Source organism: Streptomyces sp. NC-S4, from assembly GCF_054353315.1.
Map to the genome: position 1 here is coordinate 6,626,922 of NZ_CM135937.1, position 18,219 is coordinate 6,645,140.

Annotated in this window: 13 protein-coding genes; 7 read left to right on the plus strand and 6 right to left on the minus strand. The window is 74.6% G+C overall.

The window, feature by feature from the left end; genetic code table 11:
- Positions 1–26: 26 nt before the first annotated feature.
- Entirely contained in the window at positions 27–872 is an 846-nt protein-coding gene (locus ACXNSR_RS29825) for a 2OG-Fe(II) oxygenase (protein ID WP_458638443.1), read from the plus strand.
- A 30-nt stretch (positions 873–902) separates the two neighbouring features.
- Here ACXNSR_RS29825 and ACXNSR_RS29830 read toward each other — a convergent pair whose 3' ends face one another.
- On the minus strand, positions 903–2,306 hold the full coding sequence (locus ACXNSR_RS29830) for a M14 family zinc carboxypeptidase (protein WP_458643434.1): 1,404 nt from the start codon (positions 2,304–2,306) through the stop codon (positions 903–905).
- Between the two features lie 115 nt (positions 2,307–2,421).
- Entirely contained in the window at positions 2,422–3,834 is a 1,413-nt protein-coding gene (gene lpdA, locus ACXNSR_RS29835) for a dihydrolipoyl dehydrogenase (protein WP_458638444.1), read from the minus strand.
- Between the two features lie 83 nt (positions 3,835–3,917).
- Here lpdA and ACXNSR_RS29840 point away from each other — a divergent pair, with 83 nt between their 5' ends.
- A complete protein-coding gene (locus ACXNSR_RS29840) occupies positions 3,918–4,829 on the plus strand; it encodes a LysR family transcriptional regulator (RefSeq protein WP_458638445.1) in 912 nt (303 codons plus the stop codon).
- Positions 4,830–4,856: 27 nt separating this feature from the next.
- Here ACXNSR_RS29840 and treY read toward each other — a convergent pair whose 3' ends face one another.
- Positions 4,857–7,127 carry a malto-oligosyltrehalose synthase gene (treY, locus tag ACXNSR_RS29845; protein ID WP_458638446.1) on the minus strand — a complete coding sequence of 757 codons (2,271 nt, stop codon included), beginning with the start codon at positions 7,125–7,127 and terminating at the stop codon, positions 4,857–4,859.
- A gap of 82 nt (positions 7,128–7,209) precedes the next feature.
- On the opposite strand from treY, the gene ACXNSR_RS29850 reads away from it, so the two are divergent.
- The gene (locus tag ACXNSR_RS29850; protein ID WP_458638447.1) at positions 7,210–8,508 is read left to right on the plus strand and encodes an MFS transporter; all 1,299 of its coding nucleotides are present in this window, start codon (positions 7,210–7,212) and stop codon (positions 8,506–8,508) included.
- Here ACXNSR_RS29850 and glgX read toward each other — a convergent pair.
- A complete protein-coding gene (glgX, locus tag ACXNSR_RS29855) occupies positions 8,493–10,607 on the minus strand; it encodes a glycogen debranching protein GlgX (protein WP_458638448.1) in 2,115 nt (704 codons plus the stop codon). The two genes, ACXNSR_RS29850 and glgX, sit on opposite strands and share 16 nt — an antisense overlap.
- Before the next feature lie 286 nt (positions 10,608–10,893).
- On the opposite strand from glgX, the gene ACXNSR_RS29860 reads away from it, so the two are divergent.
- Positions 10,894–12,171 (plus strand): SAV2148 family HEPN domain-containing protein, encoded by a 1,278-nt coding sequence (locus ACXNSR_RS29860; protein ID WP_458638449.1) that lies wholly within the window; start codon positions 10,894–10,896, stop codon positions 12,169–12,171.
- A gap of 110 nt (positions 12,172–12,281) precedes the next feature.
- Positions 12,282–13,001 (plus strand): exonuclease domain-containing protein, encoded by a 720-nt coding sequence (locus ACXNSR_RS29865; RefSeq protein WP_458638450.1) that lies wholly within the window; start codon positions 12,282–12,284, stop codon positions 12,999–13,001.
- Between the two features lie 45 nt (positions 13,002–13,046).
- Here the strand turns inward: ACXNSR_RS29865 and ACXNSR_RS29870 are convergent, their stop codons facing one another.
- A complete protein-coding gene (locus ACXNSR_RS29870) occupies positions 13,047–13,910 on the minus strand; it encodes an aminoglycoside phosphotransferase family protein (RefSeq protein WP_458638451.1) in 864 nt (287 codons plus the stop codon).
- An 84-nt stretch (positions 13,911–13,994) separates the two neighbouring features.
- Here ACXNSR_RS29870 and ACXNSR_RS29875 point away from each other — a divergent pair, with 84 nt between their 5' ends.
- Together ACXNSR_RS29875 and mgt are read left to right on the plus strand one after the other, a co-directional pair.
- Positions 13,995–16,244 carry an FUSC family protein gene (locus tag ACXNSR_RS29875; protein ID WP_458638452.1) on the plus strand — a complete coding sequence of 750 codons (2,250 nt, stop codon included), beginning with the start codon at positions 13,995–13,997 and terminating at the stop codon, positions 16,242–16,244.
- Between the two features lie 50 nt (positions 16,245–16,294).
- Positions 16,295–17,497, plus strand: coding sequence for a macrolide-inactivating glycosyltransferase (gene mgt / locus ACXNSR_RS29880; protein ID WP_458638453.1), 1,203 nt, complete (start codon positions 16,295–16,297; stop codon positions 17,495–17,497).
- A 151-nt stretch (positions 17,498–17,648) separates the two neighbouring features.
- Here mgt and ACXNSR_RS29885 read toward each other — a convergent pair whose 3' ends face one another.
- Positions 17,649–18,116 carry a MarR family winged helix-turn-helix transcriptional regulator gene (locus ACXNSR_RS29885; RefSeq protein ID WP_458638454.1) on the minus strand — a complete coding sequence of 156 codons (468 nt, stop codon included), beginning with the start codon at positions 18,114–18,116 and terminating at the stop codon, positions 17,649–17,651.
- Positions 18,117–18,219: the final 103 nt, after the last annotated feature.

Here is an 18,219-nt window from a genome sequence, read left to right on the forward strand (position 1 = left end):
CGGCCGCCGTCGTACGGTTCCGGGCTATGAGCGGATACACGATGGAACCGGCCATGCCGATGGAAATCAGCCCGCGAGTCCTGCCGCCCTCCGACCGGTGGTCACCCGCCCCCGCGGTACCGGCACCGGTCTGCCGTTTCGAGAACTTCCTGGGGGCGGAGCGCGCCGCCGCCCTGCTGGAGTACGCGATATCGCGGGGGGAGGACTTCACGGCGGGCACCGTCGTGGACCCCCTGACCGGACAGGTGTCCCGCAAGGGGCGGGACTCGCTGGTCCTTCCCGTGACCAGCCGGGTGTTCAGCGCACACCTGGCCGACTGCCTGCCGCTCGTCCAGGAAGTCCTCGGCCACCGGGCCGCACTCGCACGGTCGTTGACCGTCCTGACGGCGCACGGCGAGGGTGGCCACTTCGGCCTGCACACGGACGCCTCGCGGGTCCCGGACGTGGCCACGGCGCTGTCCGCCGTCTACTACCTGCACCGCATGCCGCGCGGCTTCGGCGGCGGCCAACTGCGCCTGTACGACACCGTGGTGGACGAGGGCAGGGCGCAGCCGGGGGAGACCTACCGCACGATCGAGCCCGAGCACGACAGCATCGTCTTCTTCCCCTCCGGCGCCTTTCACGAGGTGGTGCCCTCCACCTGCCCGAGCGGACGGTTCTCGGACCACCGGTTCACCCTGACGACCTGGATCTCCGGCGGGGAGCCGGCCGCGGGCCCGGCCGCCGGCCGGTCGCCCGTCTGGCAGTGGCTGGCGGACGCGGCCGAGGGCACCCGCCCCCTCCACGACACGGAGGAGGACCACGACGGAGCCAGGCCGGTGGCCCTGCCATCACCCGGCCCCGACACCCTCCTGGGTCCGTCCGGGCGCTGACCGGCCACCGGCAGGGGGCGTCCCGTCCGATCAGGCCGGACCCGATCGGACAGGACACCCCTCGGGTCCGCCCGCCCGCTCGGCCCGCTCGGCCCGCTCGGCCCGCTGGGCACGGCCGGCCGCTACGAGGCGGTCGTAGGCGGCCAGGACGGTGCGGGACTGGTGTTCCACCTGGGTGGCCACCGGGACCCAGCGGGCCCCGAAACAGACCGCGAAGTCCTCGCACCACCCGGTGACCAGCCGGTCCAGCCGGGGCGTCGCCGGATGTCCCTGGGCGCGCAGCACGCGCAGCAGCATCGCGGCGGCGCGCAGCGACAGCCGCCGCCCGAAGGCGTCGATGCTGGCGATGTACGCCGCCGTGGCCTCCGGGGGAGCCCCGGACGTCCACTCGGCGGCGATCCGGGGGATCAGCGCGAGCGTCCAGTCCACCGCGCGCAGCAGGGGCGCCGAGGACGGGTCCTCGTACATCTGCGCCTCCTGCCGTACGCCGTCGCCGCCCCGGACCGCGGCGACCAGCGCGGCGTCCGCGGTGAGCCGCTCGGCCAGCATCCGCAGGGCGCCGCGCGGGTCCGGGTGCGGGGCCGGATCGGCCACCAGGTCGGAGGCCCACATGGGGACTTCGACGATGGCGGTCGTGCCGGCGTAGCGGTGGGCGTGGTACCAGGTGCTCAGCCGGGTGTCCTCCGGGTGGAAGGCTCCGGCGGCCTCGCTGCCCGGCTGCGGTATCACGAAGATCCCGGGCCCGGGGGAGGGCCAGCCGGCCGCGTCCGAGGCCCCGTTCTCCACCGGGATGCGCAGCTCGGCGGCCGATGCGCCGAACGGCTCGGCGAGGCCGGGCACGTCCCGGGTCAGCTGCACCCAGGAGCCGCCGAGGTCGGTGGCGTGCAGGGAGACCTGCAGGACGGGGCGCAGTTCGTCGATGAGCGCCAGCAGGGCCAGGGTCTCGGGCGGCAGCCGGTCCGGAGGCAGTAACGACGGTGCCCACTCGGGCTGTTCGGGGCCGGGCGGCCGGAAGAAGTTCCGGTGGTAGTCCAGCAGGGAGTGCGGGTGGGGGGTGCGGTGCAGGTCCGCGCCGTCCGGGTCGGCGCAGAGCAGGAAGTGCCAGCCGCACCCGGCCCGCGGCGCCGGGTCGTCGAGGACGCGCCGGGCGAGCGAGAGGGCGGTGGCGCCGCCGACGGGCTCGTTGGCGTGGGCCCCGGCGACGACGAGGACGTTGCGGTCGGCCCCGACCGGGGTCCCGACCGGAGTCCCGCCCGGAGCCCCGACCGGGGCGCCGTCCGTCGCGGCGACGGACAGCACCCACAGGGGCTGCCCGGCCCGGGAGGTGCCGGCCTGGCGGAGCCGCACCTCGCCGGGGTGTTCGTCCGCCAGAGCACGGGCGGCGAGCCCGAGTTCCCGCGGTGTGGGGTAGCGCATGTCACGGAGGAGAGTCACAAGGGATGCCATGCCCGCAGGGCCCGCCGCCTACTGCTCCGCGGGCCCCGCAGTTCCCCCACTTCCGGGTGAAACCCCTGGCCAAGGCCCGGGCGCGGCTCCGCGCGGCTCCGGGCTACTGCTGGTGCAGGCCGCGGCCCGCCAGGCTGAGGAAGGCCTCCCCGACCGCCTCCGACAGCGTCGGGTGGGCGTGGACGTGCCGTGCCACATCGCCCGGTTCCGCGTCCCAGCCCACGATCAGCTGGCTCTCCGCGATCATCTCCGACACGTGCGGCCCCACCAGGTGCACCCCCAGCACCCGCCCGTCCCGCTCCGCGACCACCTTCACCGTGCCGCCCTGCCCGTGCACCATGCCCTTGGCCACGGCGGTCAGCGGCATCGTGTTCACCACCACGTCGTACGCCGCCTCGCGCGCCTGCGCCTCGGTCAGCCCGACGGCGGCGGTCTGCGGGGCCGAGTAGGTCACCCGCGGCACCGCCGCGTAGTCCACCGGCACGCTCGTCACCCCGGCCAGGGTCTCCGCGACCAGCAGGCCCTCCGCGAAGGAGGCGTGCGCCAGCCCGAGCGAGGGCGGCGGCAGCAGATCGCCCACCACATGGATCCCCGGGACGGCGGTCTCCAGCCGGGACCAGTCGGCCGGGGCGACGAACCCCCGCCCGTCGGTGGGCAGTCCGGCCGCCGCGAGGTCCAGGCCGTCGGTCACCGGGACCCGCCCGACCGCCACCAGCAGGCGCTCCGCCCCGATCTCCCGCACCTCCCCGCGCGCGGTGCGCACGGTCGCCCGGACCCCGCCGGAGGCGAGCCGCTCGGCCCCCTCCAGCCGGGCCCCGGTCTGCACGTCGATCCCGCGCTTCTTCAGGCCCCGGGCCAGATGCCGGGACACGTCCGCGTCCTCCAGCGGGACCAGCCGGTCCGCGGCCTCGACCAGGGTCACCTCGGCGCCCATGGAACGGTGGAAGGAGGCGTACTCCACCCCGATCGCCCCGCCGCCCAACACCAGCACCGAGGCCGGCAGGCCGGGCGCGAACAGCGCGTCGTCACTGGTCACCACCGTGTGGCCGTCGGGCTCCAGGCCGGGCAGGGTGCGCGGCCGGGACCCGGTGGCCAGCACGATCCCCCGGGCCGCGGTGAACTCCCGCCCGTCCTCGCTCCGTACGGAACGCGGTCCGGTCAACCGGGCCCCGCTGCGCACGATCCGCACCCCCGCGTGCTCCAAGTGCCCCTCCACTCCCTTGTGGTTGCGGGAGACGATGTCGTCGCGGGTCGCGGTCAGGGCCGACCAGTCCACCGAGTCCACGCTCGCCCGGACCCCCCAGCGCTCGCGCGCCTCGGCTATGCCGTCGACGAGTTCGGCCGCGTGCAGCATGGCCTTGCTGGGGATGCAGCCCCGGTGCAGGCAGGTCCCGCCGACCTTGTCCCGTTCCGCGAGCAGGACGCTCAGGCCCAGGGCCGAGGCGCGCAGGGCGGTGCTGTAGCCGCCCGTACCGCCGCCGATCACGATCACATCCACTGCGCTGTCGTTGGTCATGTCACCAGCCTCCGGCGCCTGTTGGGTCAAGTCCAAGGAAATGATCTTCTGAAGGTCATGAAGGATCTTTATGCTTCGAGGTCATGAGCCTGCGCCAGATGGAGTACTTCCTGGCCGTCGTGGAGGAGTCCTCCTTCACGCGTGCCGCGGACGGTCTGCACGTCACGCAGCCCGCCCTGTCCCACCAGGTCAAGGCCCTGGAGCGGGCCGTGGGCGGCGCACTGCTGGAGCGGATGCCCCGCGGGGTCCGGCTCACCGCCATGGGCCGTGCCTTCCTCCCGCACGCGCAGCTCGCCGTCCGCAGCGCCCGTCAGGCCGAGCGGGCCGCCCGCGCCGCCGCCGGGGTGACCGGCGGTGAACTGCACATCGCCACCGTGCACGCGCTGGCCGTCGGCCTGCTCCCGGGCGTCGCCGCCCGCTGGCGGTCCCTGCATCCGGGCGTGTCCCTGGTGCTGCGGGAGTACGGCAGTACCGAGGCCCTGGAGGAGCAGCTGGAACGGGGCGCCGCCGACCTCGCGGTGGGCCCGGAGCCCGCGGGCTGGCCGGGGCCGCTGTTGCGGATCGGCCGGGAGGAACTGGTCATCGTCGTCCCCTTCGACGATCCGCTGGCCGGCCGCCAGTCGGTGGCCCTCGCCGAACTCGCCGACCGCGACTGGATCCGCTGCGCGATGGAACCGCTGGTCGACGGCGTCCTCGTCCTCGACCGGGCGTGCGGGGCGCTCGGTTTCACCCCGCACACGGTGCTGCGTACGGAACACACCTCGACGGCGGTGCGGATGGCGGCGGCCGGGGTGGGGGTGGTCATGGCTCCGGCCCACATGGTCCGCGGCGCCGTCGGCGAGGACTGCGTACTGCTCTCCCTCGACCCGCCGTGGCACCGGCCCCTGGCGGTCTTCTCCCGGGTTCCGCTGACCGGTGCCGCGGCCGCGTTCACCGAGCTGGTCGGCGGCCGGGCCGCGCCGGATCCGGGCTGCCCCGGCGGTCCGGCGCACTGAGCGTCGGCCTGCCCGGGCCCCGCCGGATCAGCCGCGCAGCCAGACACCCACCGGGTGACCGTCCAGCAGGGCGGCCACCTCGGCCGGACCGCTGTGCGATCGCGCGGAGTCCGTGCGCGGGGAGCGGGGGGCGAGGCGGGTCCAGGTACCGGGGGGCAGGTGCAGGCGGGTGTCCCGCCAGCCGCCCGACGCGGCCAGCCGGTGGGAGAGCCGGGTGGCCGCCACCAGCAGTCCCGGGGCCCGGGTGAAGGCCAGCAGGTGGTCGGCGGCCGGACCCCGAGCGAGCACCGGCGCGTAGCCGCGGAAGAGTTCCGGCCGGTCCCGGCGCAGCCGCAGCAGGGTGGCCGTGAGCCCCAGTTTCTCCTCGGCCGGGTCCCCGGGGGCGGCCCCCGCATCCAGCCGGGCCAGCGCCCGGCGGGGAAGGTTCGCCGGACGCCGGTTGTCGGGGTCCACCAGGGCCCGGTACTCCGTCTCCGCGCCCTGGTAGACCTCCGGGACCCCCGGCATCGCCAGGTGCAGCAGGGTCATGCCGAGGAGGTTCGCCCGGGCCGCCCCGGCGAGCTCCGCCGGGAGGTCGACCGGGGTCGTGACGTACCCGGCCACACCCGCCTCGTACTCCTCGTCCCGCTCGGTCCAGCTGGTGTGCAGGGCCGCCTCGCGGACCGCCTTGAGCAGGGCGTCGGCCAGCCGCGGCCCGGCCTCGGGGGCCCGGCCCAGCCCCAGCGCCGTCTGCCGGGCGACCCAGGCCAGCTGGGGGTCGGGCCCCTCGGGGCGCCCCATCAGCTCCGGTGCCTGGGACAGCGCCGCGATCCGGGCCCGGACGTCCGCGCTGCGCTTGGTGTCGTGCGTGGACAGGACCGTTCCGGCCGCGGGCCACTCCCGGGCCAGGGCGGCGCAGTAGGCGTGGAACTCCGCCACCGACACGGCCGGCCGCCCCGGCTCCCCGCCGACCTCGGTGGCCGACAGCAGCGGCGCGTACCGGTAGAAGGCCCGGTCCTCGAGGGACTTGGCGCGCAGGGCCGCCGAGGTCTGGGCGAAGCGGGCCGCGAAGGCCGGATCCCGCAGCAGCAGCTCCCGTACGGCGGCCACCGCGTCCGGACCGGCCGCCGCGGCCGCCTGCTCCAGGGCCTGCGGCGGCAGGTCCGGCTCGCCGGGATAAGGCCGGTAGACGGGAAAGGCGATCAGCAACTCCCTTACCGCTGTCGCAAGTTCCGGACCGGCCTGGCGTTCCAGCGCCCCCAGTTCGGCGGCCAGGTCGCCGGTCAGCACCTCCCGGGCGGACGCCCGGGCCGCCTCCGGCCAGCGGGGCAGTCCGGTGGTCTCCCCGTACCGGGCCGCCAGCTCCGCGGCGCCCTCGGGGTCGGTGAACACCCCGTCCACCCGGTGCAGGGCGTCGTATCCGGTGGTCCCCGCCACCGGCCAGGCGGACGGCAGCCGCTCCTCGCGGGCCAGGATCTTCTCCACCACCACCCAGCAGCCGTCGCCCGCCGCCGCCCGCAGCCGCCGCAGGTACTCCTCCGGGTCCGCCAGCCCGTCCACGTGATCGATCCGCAAGCCGTCCGCGACCCCGTCCCGGACCAGCTCCAGCACCTTCGCGTGGGTGGCTGCGAACACCTCCGGGTCCTCCACCCGGACCCCGATCAGCTCGGAAATGGTGAAGAAGCGCCGGTAGTTGAGCGAGGTGCGCGCTTCGCGCCACCAGGCCGGCCGGTACCACTGCGCGGCGAGCAGTTCCGGCAGCGCCAGCCCCGAGGTCCCCTCCCGCAGCGGGAACCGCTGCTCCCCGTAGTGCAGCACTCCGTCCTCGGCCCGCAGCTCGCAGGATTCCGCCGGCCCGGCGAGGACCGGCAGCAGCACCTGCCCGCCGCCCGCCTCCCAGTCGATGTCGAACCAGCGGGCGTACGGCGAGCCGGGACCGTCCCGCAGCACCTCCCACAGGGGCCGGTTCAGGGCCAGCGGGGTCGGGACCGCCATGTGGTTGGGCACGATGTCGAGGACCAGCCCGAGCCCGTGTGCCCGGGCGGCCCCGGCCAGGGACCGCAGGCCCGGCTCGCCGCCGAGCTCGGCCCGCACGCGGGAGTGGTCGGTGACGTCGTAGCCGTGCGTCGAGCCGGGCACCGCCTCCAGGACCGGGGAGAGGTGCAGGTGCGACACGCCGAGCGAGGCGATGTGCGGTACGGCCGCCTCGGCCGCCGCGAAGGGGAACTCCGGGCGCAGCTGGAGGCGGTAGGTCGACGTCGGAGTGACTGGTGTCGGAACGTCAGATTCCGATTCGGGGGTCGCGTGCGGCTGGCTCATGAGAACGTACGTACCCAACCTGCCGGATTCCGTGCCATGACCCAATGCATCCGAGTGACTGCACCGGGTTAGTGTCGATCAAGTGGTTGGAACCGTCAGTACCTATCGAAACGTCATCGCCCTGACCGGGCCCCTGCTTCCGCTCGTCTCTTTCCTCGCCCGACTGCCCGTCGCGATGTCCCAGTTCGGGAGCTTCCTGCTGGTCGCCCAGACCAGCGGGTCCCTCGCCACCGCGGGCACCGTCGGCGGTGCCCTCTCCGTCGGGCAGGTCCTCTTCGGACCCGTCCTCGGCCGGCTCGCCGACCGCCACGGACAGCGTCCGGTCGTCCTGGCCGCGGCCGCCGTCAACGCCGTGGCCACCGCCGCCCTGGTCGCCGGGGCGCTCACGCACCTGGCCACCGTCCCGCTCGCCGCGATCGGCGCCCTCACCGGCGCCTCGGTACCGCTGATCGGACCGCTCGCCCGCACCCGCTCGGTGGCGCTGGCGCACCGGGCCGGGTCCGACGAGAGCGTCGTCGGCGCCGTCCACGCGCTCGAAGGCACCCTGGACGAGGTCTCCTTCGTCTTCGGGCCCGCCCTCGTCGGACTCGCCGCGCTCCTCGCACACCCGGCCTTCGCCCTCGCCGGGGCGGCCGGCCTCGTCGCCGTCTTCGGCACCGTCTTCGCCCTCCACCCGACCGCCGCCGTCACGGCCGGTTCGCCCGCGCCGGACCGGGCCCCGGGGAGCCGCCGGGTCCGCTCTCCCGCCGTGGTCCACGCCGTCCGCGGCTCCCTCGCCCTCCAGGGCGCGATGTTCGGCGCCTGCCAGGCGGGCATCACCGCGCTCACCATCCGGCTCGGCGTCCCCGACCAGGCCGCCGTCGTCTACTCCGCCATGGGCGTCGTCAGCGCGGTCGTCGGGATCTCGCTCGGCGCGCTGCCCGCCCGCTTCGGGCTGCGGCTGCGCTGGCGGGTGGCGACCGGCGCCGCCCTGGTGCTCTCGGTGCCCCTGCTGTTCACCGACGGCCTGTGGCCGCTGTACGCCGTCGTCACCGTACTGGGCGCCGCCTACGCACCCCACCTGATCACCGCGTTCGCCCTCACCGAGCGGGCCGTGGAACCGGCCCGGCTCTCCACGGCGATGGCCTTCGCCGCCAGCTGCCTGGTGGCCGGGCAGGCCACGGCACTGGTCGTCTGCGGGCGCCTCGCCGAGGCGTACGGCCCCGCCGGGGCCTTCGCCGTGGCCGTCGGGGCGGCCGCGCTCTGCCTGCTCCTCGCCCTCGTCACCAAGGTGCCCGCCGCCCGGACGCACACCGCCGGGGTGTGCGTCCATGGCCCGCGGACCGGCTCCTGCCCGGCGGCGGACGGGAGCGGCGCCGGCGCCGCCTACGCCGGGCGCTGAAGCACCACCAGGCACCGGCCCGTCAGCGCCACCCGGTCACCGGCCGCGTACTGCGGCCCGGTGCCGGGTGGCAGCACGTCCGCCCGCGCCGTGTCCACCACCAGCCGCCACTGCGCGCCGTGCCCCGCCGGAACCGTGAAGTCCTGCGGCTCCGCACCCGCGTTGAACATCAGCAGGAACGAGTCGTCGGTGATCCGCTCCCCGCGGGTGCCCGGCTCGGAGATCGCCTCGCCGTTCAGGAAGACGGTCAGTGCCCTCGCGTGCTGCGCCTGCCAGTCCCGCGCCCGCATCTCCTCGCCGTGCGGGGTGAACCAGGCGATGTCGGACAGCTCGTCGTGCGTGCCCTCCACCGGCCGCCCGTGGAAGAACCGGCGCCGCCGGAAGACCGGGTGGTCGCGGCGCAGCCACACCATCCGCCGGGTGAACTCCAGCAGGGACGGCGCCGGTTTGCCGGGCTCCGGCCAGCGCACCCAGCTCAACTCGTTGTCCTGGCAATAGGCGTTGTTGTTCCCCTGCTGGGTACGGCCGAACTCGTCGCCGTGGCTGAGCATCGGCACCCCCTGCGACAGCATCAGGGTGGCCGTGAAGTTGCGCATCTGGCGTTCGCGCAGCTCCAGGATCTCCGGATCCTCGGTGGGCCCCTCCACGCCGCAGTTCCAGGAGCGGTTGTGGGTCTCGCCGTCCCGATTGCCCTCCCGGTTGGCCTCGTTGTGCTTCTCGTCGTACGAGACCAGGTCGTTCAGGGTGAAACCGTCGTGGCAGGTGGTGAAGTTGATCGACGCCAGCGGGCGCCGCCCGTCGTCCTGGTAGAGGTCCGAGGAACCCGTCAGCCGCCCCGCGAACTCCGCGAGCGTACGCGGCTGCCCGCGCCACAGGTCCCGTACGGTGTCCCGGTACTTGCCGTTCCACTCGGTCCACAGCGGCGGGAAGTTGCCCACCTGGTAGCCGCCCTCGCCCAGGTCCCAGGGCTCCGCGATCAGCTTCACCTGGCTGACCACCGGATCCTGCTGGACCAGGTCGAAGAACGAGGACAGCCGGTCCACCTCGTGGAACTGGCGGGCCAGGGTCGCCGCCAGGTCGAAGCGGAACCCGTCCACGTGCATCTCGGTGACCCAGTACCGGAGCGAGTCCATGATCAGCTGGAGCACGTGCGGGGAGCGCATCAGCAGCGAGTTCCCGGTGCCGGTGGTGTCCATGTAGTGGCGCGGATCGTCCGCCAGCCGGTAGTACGAGGCGTTGTCCAGCCCCCGGAAGGACAGCGTCGGGCCCAGGTGGTTCCCCTCGGCGGTGTGGTTGTAGACCACGTCGAGGATCACCTCGATGCCCGCCTCGTGCAGGGCCCGGACCGCCGACTTGAACTCCAGCACCTGCTGGCCGCGGTCGCCCGAGGCGTAGCCGTTGTGCGGGGCGAAGAAACCGATGGTGTTGTAGCCCCAGTAGTTGCTGAGCCCGTCGTTGACCAGCCGGTGGTCGTTGACGAACTGGTGGACCGGCATCAGCTCCAGCGCCGTCACCCCGAGCTTGGTGAGGTGGCCGATGACCGCCGGGTGCGCCAGCGCCCCGTAGGTTCCGCGCAGCTCCTCGGGGAGATCGGGATGGTGCATGGTCAGACCCTTGACGTGGGCCTCGTACAGCACGGTGTGGTGGTACTCGTGGCGCGGCGGCCGGTCGTTGGCCCAGTCGAAGTACGGGTTCACCACCACCGAGCTCATCGTGTGCGGGGCGGAGTCCAGGTCGTTGCGCGAGTCCGGCCGGCCGAAGTGGTAGCCGTACACCGCCTCGTTCCAGCTGACCTTGCCGCTGATGGCCCGCGCGTACGGGTCCAGCAGCAGCTTCGCCGCGTTGCAGCGCCGGCCGCGCTCGGGTTCGTACGGGCCGTGCACCCGGAACCCGTAGCGCTGGCCCGGCATGACGCCGGGCAGGTACGCGTGGCGGACAAAGGCGTCCGTCTCGCGCAGCTCCACGGCGGATTCCGACCCGTCGTCGTGCAGGAGGCACAGCTCGATGCGTCGGGCGGCCTCCGAATAGACCGCGAAGTTGGTGCCGGCGCCGTCGTACGTGGCACCCAGCGGATACGCCTGTCCCGGCCAGACCTGCATAGATAACGACTCTTCCCTCGTTGCCCGAAGATGTCCCGGCTGACCCGGCGTGGACCACGTCCCTGCCAGATCTTCCCCGAAAGAGGGGCCGCAAGCGCGGACTTGGCAGGGGTCCTACCGGGTGACCCGCAGAGCCGATATGCGGGTCAGCGGACTGTGTGCGCATCGGATAATGGGTCAACGGACAGCCCCTGTACGGGCCGTCGGGCTGCACCGGGCCGTGCGCGCGGAGTACCCTTCCGTGATCACTGGAGACGGGCGTCCAGACGCAGAAGGCGGTGCACGGGTGAGCTCGGGAGGTCTGGAGCTGCCCCCTGGTGACAGCAGTCACGAGGGTGGTCCGGCGGACGACCCGGGGGGTGTCCCCGGCGGGACATCCGCGGGGATCCCGGCCGGGGCGGTCTCCCTGGCGGGCGGACCGGCGGAGGCCGGGAGCGCGGGGACCGGCGTGGAGCTGGACTGGGGCGCGGAGGCCTGGAGCGAGGTCCGGACCCGGGCACAGCGGGCCGGCCGTGCGTACATCTGGCTGAATCTCATCGAACAGCGGCTGCGCGCGGTGGTCGGTGCGGTGCTCCGCCCGATCTACGAACCGGTGCACGGCGCGGACGACTGGGTCGTCGCGGCCGCCGGGCCCGCCGGACAGGAATGGGTGCAGAGGGCGGTGGCCGTGCGCGAGGTCAGCCGGCGCAAGGGCTACCTGCTCGACTCGGCCGACGACAACGTGCTGAGCTTCCTGACCCTGCCGCAGCTGCGGGAGCTGATGGTCCAGCACTGGCCGTGCTTCGAGCCGTACTTCGACGACCGGCGCGAGATCGAGCTGGCCCTGGACGAGCTGGAGGTCACCCGCAACGTCGTCTCCCGCAACCGGGCGCTGTCCCGGCCCGTGCTGGAGCAGGCGGAGCGGGCCTCGGCGCGCCTGCTGGAGGTACTGGGCGGGGTCTCCGGCAGCCCCGCCGCGGAGCGGCTGCCGATCGACGCCGTCGAGGACCTGGTGGGCGACCGGTACGCGGACGTCATCTCCGTCCACCCCGACCGGGTGAGGCTCCAGCGCCAGCTCCCGGCCGAGGACCTCTTCGGGGGCGCGCGGCGGCTCGACGCCATCGGCATAGGGCTCAACCTGCTGGTCCAGAACTTCTCGGGCCGAAGACTCGTCCGGCTCACGGAGGCCGGATGCCGGGTGCGGCTGCTGTTCCTGAACCCGGCGAGCAGCGCCGTGAAGCGGCGCGAACGGGAACTGGGGATGCGCAAGGGCGAGCTGAGCCGCTCGGTGGAGATGAACATCCTGCACGTCCGGCGGGTCCGGGCGGGTCTGCGGGACCCCTCCCGCTTCGAGATCCACGTCTTCGACGAGACCCCGCGGTTCACCGCCTACCTCGTGGAGGGGCAGTCCTCGGGCATCGCGGTGGTCCAGTCCTACCTGCGGCGGGCGCGCGGGATGGAGTCGCCCGTGCTGGTGCTGCGGGGCGGCGGCCGAGGGGTGCCGAAGGACGCGGAGCACGGGCTGTTCACGACGTACCGGGAAGAGTTCGAGTCGATGTGGGAGGACTCCCGGCCGGTGTCCTGACCAGGGGCCCGAAGGCCCCGGCGGCCGGGCTGTCAGTGTCCCGTGGCAGGCTGAAACCCGTTGACCGAAGGTGTACGGGGGAGGGGTACGGGGTGGAGGACCGGCGCGGCATGGGGGACTGGCACGGCGGTGTGCTGATCGGATTCGACCTGGAGACGACCGGCACGGAACCGGGGGAATCGCGGATCGTGACGGCGGCCCTGGTCGAGGTACGGGCCGGAGCGGTGCGCGAGCGGCGCGGCTGGCTCGCGGACCCGGGCATACCGATCCCGGAAGGGGCCTCGGCGATCCACGGGATCAGCACGGAGCGCGCGGTCGCCGAGGGGCGCCCGGTGCGGGAGGTCGCGGACGAGGTCGCGCGGGCCCTGGTGGGCCACTGGCGCGCCGGCGCCGTGGTGGTCGCGTACAACGCGGCCTTCGACCTGACCCTGCTGAGCGCCGAGCTGGCCCGGCACGGGCTGCCCTCGCTGGCCGACCGGCTCGGCGGGGAGGCGACCGGACCGGTGGTGGACCCGCTGACCATCGACCGGGCCGTGGACCGCTACCGGCGCGGCAAGCGGACCCTCGAGGCGGTCTGCGGGGTGTACGGGGTCACCCTCGACGCCGCGCACGACGCCGGGGCGGACGCGCTGGCCGCGGTCCAGGTGGCCCGCGCGATAGCCGAGCGGCATCCGCAGGTGGCCGCGCTCACCCCGGCCGACCTGCACGCGCGCCAGAGCACCTGGCACGCGCGCTGGGCCCGGGACTTCCAGTCGTACCTGCGCCGCCAGGGCACCCCGGACGCGGTGATCGACGAGGCCTGGCCACTGCGGGCCCTGGTCCCGGCGTAGACGGGTGCCGGCCCGGCCCGGCCGGCAGGATCCGAAGGAGACCGCCTAGAAGGAGTGCCACCGCACGTCCCGGTCGCCGGTTCTGAGGGAGGCCACGCGGCGGCGGAATTCGGCCAGGGCCGCGGGGTTCGCCGGGGCGTGCTGGGCGACCCAGGCGCAGCCGGCCGTCTCCCGGGCGCCGCGCAGGACCGCGCAGCCCTCCCAGTCGCGGACGTCCCACCCGTACGCCGCCACGAAGGCCTCGTACTCCTCGGCCGGCAGGCCGTACCGGTCGCGCGAGAGCGCCATCACCACCAGGTCGTGCTCGCGCAGATCGGCCGACACGGTCTCCAGGTCGACCAGCACCGGGCCGTCGGGCCCCACGTGCACGTTGCGGGGCAGCGCGTCGCCGTGGACCGGGCCCGGGGGCAGCCGCGGGGTCAGGGCCGCCAGCTCACCGGCGTACGCGTCCCGGCGGGCCCGCAGGTAGGCCGCGTCGGCCGGGTCCACGGCCCCGCCCGCCAGCCGCAGCCAGCGCTCGACCCCGTCCAGCAGGTTCCGCGCGGGCAGGGCGAAGGGCGGCGCGGGCAGCGCGTGCACCAGGCGCAGCAGCGCCGCGAGATCCTCGGGCCCCGCGGGCCGCACCGCGTCCGGGAGCCGGTGCCACAGGGTCACCGGATGGCCCTCCACCAGCCGCGGCTTCGGCTCGGCCGCCCGGACCGCCGGGATCCCGGACGCGGCGAACCAGCCGGCCACCGCGAGTTCCCGCTCGGCCCGCTCCAGCAGCGCCGCCTCCCGGCCCACCTTGACCACCAGGTCGCCGATGGCGAAGACCGCGTTCTCGCCGAACGCGAGGAGCACCGCCGCCCCGGCCGCACCCCCGGTCAGGCCCGCCGCCGCCAGCACGTCCCTCGCCCGTGCCTCGTCCATACCGCCGCTCCCGCCCCTCGCCGTGGATCCGCTGCCGCCAGTCAGTATGTGGTGGCTTCCGGCAGGTGGCCCGATCCTGGAGTCATGTGCGCCGAACATGACGGACGCGCCGACCGGGGTCCCTCGGTCGTGACGCGGCGCGCGCTGCGCACCACCCTCTCCGCGTGCGTCTCGTTCTTCGTGTGCCTGTACGCGCTGGACCGGCCGGTGGCCGCCACGTACGCGCTGTTCGCCGCGGTGTCGATGGCGGCGCTCTCCCACATCCCCGGTACCGGACGCCAGCGGGCGGTCGTCATGGTCAGGGCGACCCCCACGGCCTGGGTGCTGCTGACGCTCGGCACCTTCCTCGCGATCCGGACCTGGAGCGCCGTCGTCGGGATGCTCCTGATCGGCTTCTTCCTGGCCTTCGTGGCGGCGGCCGGGCCCCGCGCGGCGGGCGCCGCGCCCGGGCTGCAACTGCTCTACATCCTGCCGTGCTTTCCGCCCTACGCCCCCGGCACCCTGGGCGAACGGCTCCTGGGCGCCACCTTCGGCCTGCTGTTGCTGGTCCTCGCCGAGCTCTTCGTCCTGCCCGAGGAGCCCGGGCCCACCTACCGGCGGGTGGCCGCCGAGGCGGCCGACACCGCCGCCCGCTGCGTCGCGGAGCTCGGCCGCGCCCCGTACACGCTGTCCGCCGCCTCGGCGGAGACGGCCCGGGTGGCCGGCGGGTCGCTGCGGCCCTTCCGGACCGGCGAGGCCGACCGCCCCGCCGGGCCGGGCCTGCGGGACCGGGCCCTGTCCCATGCGGGCCTGGCCGCCCGCACGCTCCTCGCCCGCCTCGTGAACCTTCCGCCGTCACCGCCGCCCCCGGGCCCGGTGCCGATGGTGCAGGAGCCCGAGATCCTGACCGCGGTGGGCCGGGCCGTCGGCGAGAGCGCCGCCCTGCTCGACGGTCGCGCCGATGCGACCGAAGCGGCCGACGCCCTGCGGCGCCTGCGGGAGCAGGCCGCCGCGTCGGCCGCGCGGGAGGCGCCCACGACCGCCGCGCGGGGGCGGCGCCGGGCGGCGCTGCTGGAGGTGACGGACGCCGCGGTGGCCCTGGCGACGGCCGCCGAGCTGGCGGTACGGGGCCGCCGCGCGCGGATGCCCGAGGACGTCGATTCGGGCCGGTTCTGGTACGCGGGCAAGCGCGCGCCGAGCCTGTGGTGGCACCGGCTGGCGGGACACGCCGGGCCGCGCTCGGTGTACTTCCAGAACGCCGTCCGGATCAGCCTCGCTCTGGCGGCCGCCCGCACGATCGCGGGCGTGGACTCGCTGCCCCACGGCTTCTGGGCGATGCTGGCCGTCCTCAGCCTGACCCGGACCACCGCCGCGCAGACGCGGGCGACCGTACGCGTGGCGATCACCGGCACGCTGCTCGGCGCCCTGACCACCGGGGTCCTGCTGGCCCTGATCGGCAGCCACACGAACGTCTACGCCGTCGCCCTGCCGTTCGTGATGTTCACCGCGTTCCGGGTGGGTCCGGTACGGGGCGTCGGCTGGGCCCAGGGCATGTTCACCCTCGTGGTGGCCTTCGTGTTCGCCCAGCTGGCGCCGGTGACCTGGCAGCTGGCCGAGGTCAGGATGCTTGACGTGATCATCGGCAGCCTGATCGGCGTCGTGTTCGGGGTGCTGGCCTGGCCGCGCGGGGCGCAGCGGGAGCTGCACCGGGCGGTCGCCCTGCTGCTGGCGACGGAGGCCGAGACGGTCGAGCGCACCACGGCGGCCGTGGTGGAGGGCGGGCCCGGGCACGCCCCCGACGACCGGCCGCTCCAGCACGCGCTGACGATGGCGGAGTCCGCGTTCGCGCAGCACCAGAGCGAGCCCCGGACGTCCGAGAACCCGAGGACGGACTGGCACGCGGCCATGATGTCCGGCCACCACGTGCTGTGGGGCTCGCGCCGGCTGTTCGTCCGCGGAGGTCCGGCGGTGGGGCCCGCGAACGGTGTCCGGCTGGACGGCCGGGCGGCCGGGGTGGCCACGCGGATGCGGGAGGCGGCGCAGCGGGTGGGGGAGGCGCCGGCGGAGGACGTGAATCCGCTGAGCGAGCCACGGCCCGGCCGGTCGGCGGCGCAGGAGCCGCCGGGGGTCTCCTCGCCGCGGTTCTTCGCCGCGCTGGCCTGGCTGGACTCGCTCAACGTCGACGTCGACCGCATGACGGGATCGGATCACCCGTCCGGCCCGACGGGGCCGAACGGGGCGACGGGTGCGGCCGATGGGGCCGATCTTGCCGATGGGGCCGATGGGGCCGATGGGGCCGATGGGGCCGATGGGACCAGGGGGATCGATGGGGTCGGGGGCGCCGGGTCGTCCTGAGCCGCGCAAACTCGTTGCACGAGACGTATCGTCTCGCTTATGGTCGGATCATGACCACAGCGAAGCCCGCCCACATCGCCATGTTCTCCATCGCCGCCCACGGGCACGTGAACCCGAGCATCGAGGTGATCCGCGAACTCGTGGCGCGCGGCCACCGCGTCAGCTACGCCATCCCCGCCTCCTTCGCCGAGCGGATCGCGGAGACCGGCGCCACGCCCGTGATCTACACCTCCACCCTCCCCACCGACGACGAGCCGGAAGCATGGGGCACCGAGCTCATCGAGAACCTGGAGCCCTTCCTGAAGGACGCCGTGCAGGCGCTCCCGCAGCTCGCCGCCGCCTTCGAGGGCGACGAGCCCGACCTCGTCCTCCACGACATCACCTCCTACCCGGCGCCCGTGCTCGCCCATCGCTGGGGTGTCCCCGCCGTCTCCCTCTCCCCGAACCTGGTCGCCTGGGAGGGGTACGAGCAGGAGGTGGCCGGGCCGATGTTCGCCGAGCTGAAGGCCTCCGAGCGCGGCCGGTCGTACTACGCGGCCTTCGCGGCCTGGCTCACCGAGAACGGCCTCGGCGACGACGTCGACCGCTTCCAGGGCCGCCCGCGGCGCAGCATCGTGCTCATCCCCCGGGCGCTCCAGCCGCAGGCCGACCGGGTCGACGGGTCCGTGTACACCTTCGTCGGCGCCTGCCAGGGCGACCGCAGCGCCACCCAGGGCACCTGGCGGCGGCCCCCGGCCGCCGAGGGCAAGAAGATCGTGCTCGTCTCGCTCGGATCCGCCTTCACCAAGCAGCCGGCCTTCTACCGCGCCTGCATCGAGGCCTTCGCGGACCTGCCCGACTGGTATCTCGTCCTCCAGATCGGCAGGTTCACCGACGAGGCCGACCTGGGCCCGGTCCCCGCCAACGCCGAGGTCCACCGGTGGGTCCCCCAGCTGGACATCCTGCGCCGGGCCGACGCCTTCATCACCCACGCGGGCGCCGGCGGCAGCCAGGAGGGGCTCGCCACCGCCACCCCGATGGTCGCCGTCCCGCAGGCCGTCGACCAGTTCGCCAACGCCGACATGCTCGTCTCCCTGGGCGTGGCCCGCCATGTCCCGATGGCGGACGCCGACGCCGCGACCCTGCGCGAGGCGGTCCTCGCCCTGGCGGCCGACCCCGAGGTCGCCGCCCGTGCCGAGGCCGTTCGCGCGCAGATGGCCGCCGAGGGCGGCACACGGCGGGCGGCCGACCTCATCGAGGCCGAACTGTCGTAGGCGGGTTCCGGGGAAGGAGAACGGCCGGGCGGCGGCCCGGGCGTCGTGCGACGACCGCTTCCCGGGAAGGCGCCGATGACCCGCCCCCGCCCGGGGAGGCCGCATGGCACCGGACACCGCGGCTCGGCCGGCAGGGCCCGGAAGGAGCGGCCTAGGACGAGCGCGCCGTGCCGGCCCGGGCGGCCGTCGCGCACACCCGCCGGAGCAGGTAGTGCAGCTGGGTGCGCTCACCCCTCGTGAGGGGCGCCAGCAGGAGGTCCTGCACCGACTTCATGTCGTCCTGCGCCGTCGTCAGGGCCGCCGCGCCCGTCGGGGTGAGCGTCACCACCTCGTGGCGCCCGCCGATGTTGACGACCATGACCTGCACCAGTCCCCGCGCCAGGAGGTCGCGGACCACCCGCGAGGCGTCTGCCGAGGGCACGCCGGACTGCGCGGCGAGATCGCGCCGGGCGTGCGGTCCCCATTGGGCCAGGGTCCGCAGGACCGACTGGTGCGAGGGGCTCAACCCGCCCGCTTCCAGACGCTCGGCCATCAACGCGTCCGCGGCCCTGCCCGCCGCCGCCAGGAGGTGCACGGTCTGCTCGGAGGGACTCGACGACCCGCTCCCCCTGTCGTACAACGTCGCATCCAATCGCCGGGGAGGGGGATGTCACTTCCTGCCCAGGACGTGCGGACGACGTCGCCCACGGCACACCGTGCGCCGGGTGCGGAGCACGCCGGCC

Coding starts and splice junctions, on each gene's coding strand:
- ACXNSR_RS29825 (WP_458638443.1), top strand. CDS start 27: ATGAGCGGATACACGATGGAACCGGCCATGCCGATGGAAATCAGCCCG.
- lpdA (WP_458638444.1), bottom strand. CDS start 3,834: ATGACCAACGACAGCGCAGTGGATGTGATCGTGATCGGCGGCGGTACG.
- ACXNSR_RS29840 (WP_458638445.1), top strand. CDS start 3,918: ATGAGCCTGCGCCAGATGGAGTACTTCCTGGCCGTCGTGGAGGAGTCC.
- treY (WP_458638446.1), bottom strand. CDS start 7,127: ATGAGCCAGCCGCACGCGACCCCCGAATCGGAATCTGACGTTCCGACA.
- glgX (WP_458638448.1), bottom strand. CDS start 10,607: ATGCAGGTCTGGCCGGGACAGGCGTATCCGCTGGGTGCCACGTACGAC.
- ACXNSR_RS29865 (WP_458638450.1), top strand. CDS start 12,282: ATGGGGGACTGGCACGGCGGTGTGCTGATCGGATTCGACCTGGAGACG.
- ACXNSR_RS29870 (WP_458638451.1), bottom strand. CDS start 13,910: ATGGACGAGGCACGGGCGAGGGACGTGCTGGCGGCGGCGGGCCTGACC.
- ACXNSR_RS29875 (WP_458638452.1), top strand. CDS start 13,995: ATGTGCGCCGAACATGACGGACGCGCCGACCGGGGTCCCTCGGTCGTG.
- mgt (WP_458638453.1), top strand. CDS start 16,295: ATGACCACAGCGAAGCCCGCCCACATCGCCATGTTCTCCATCGCCGCC.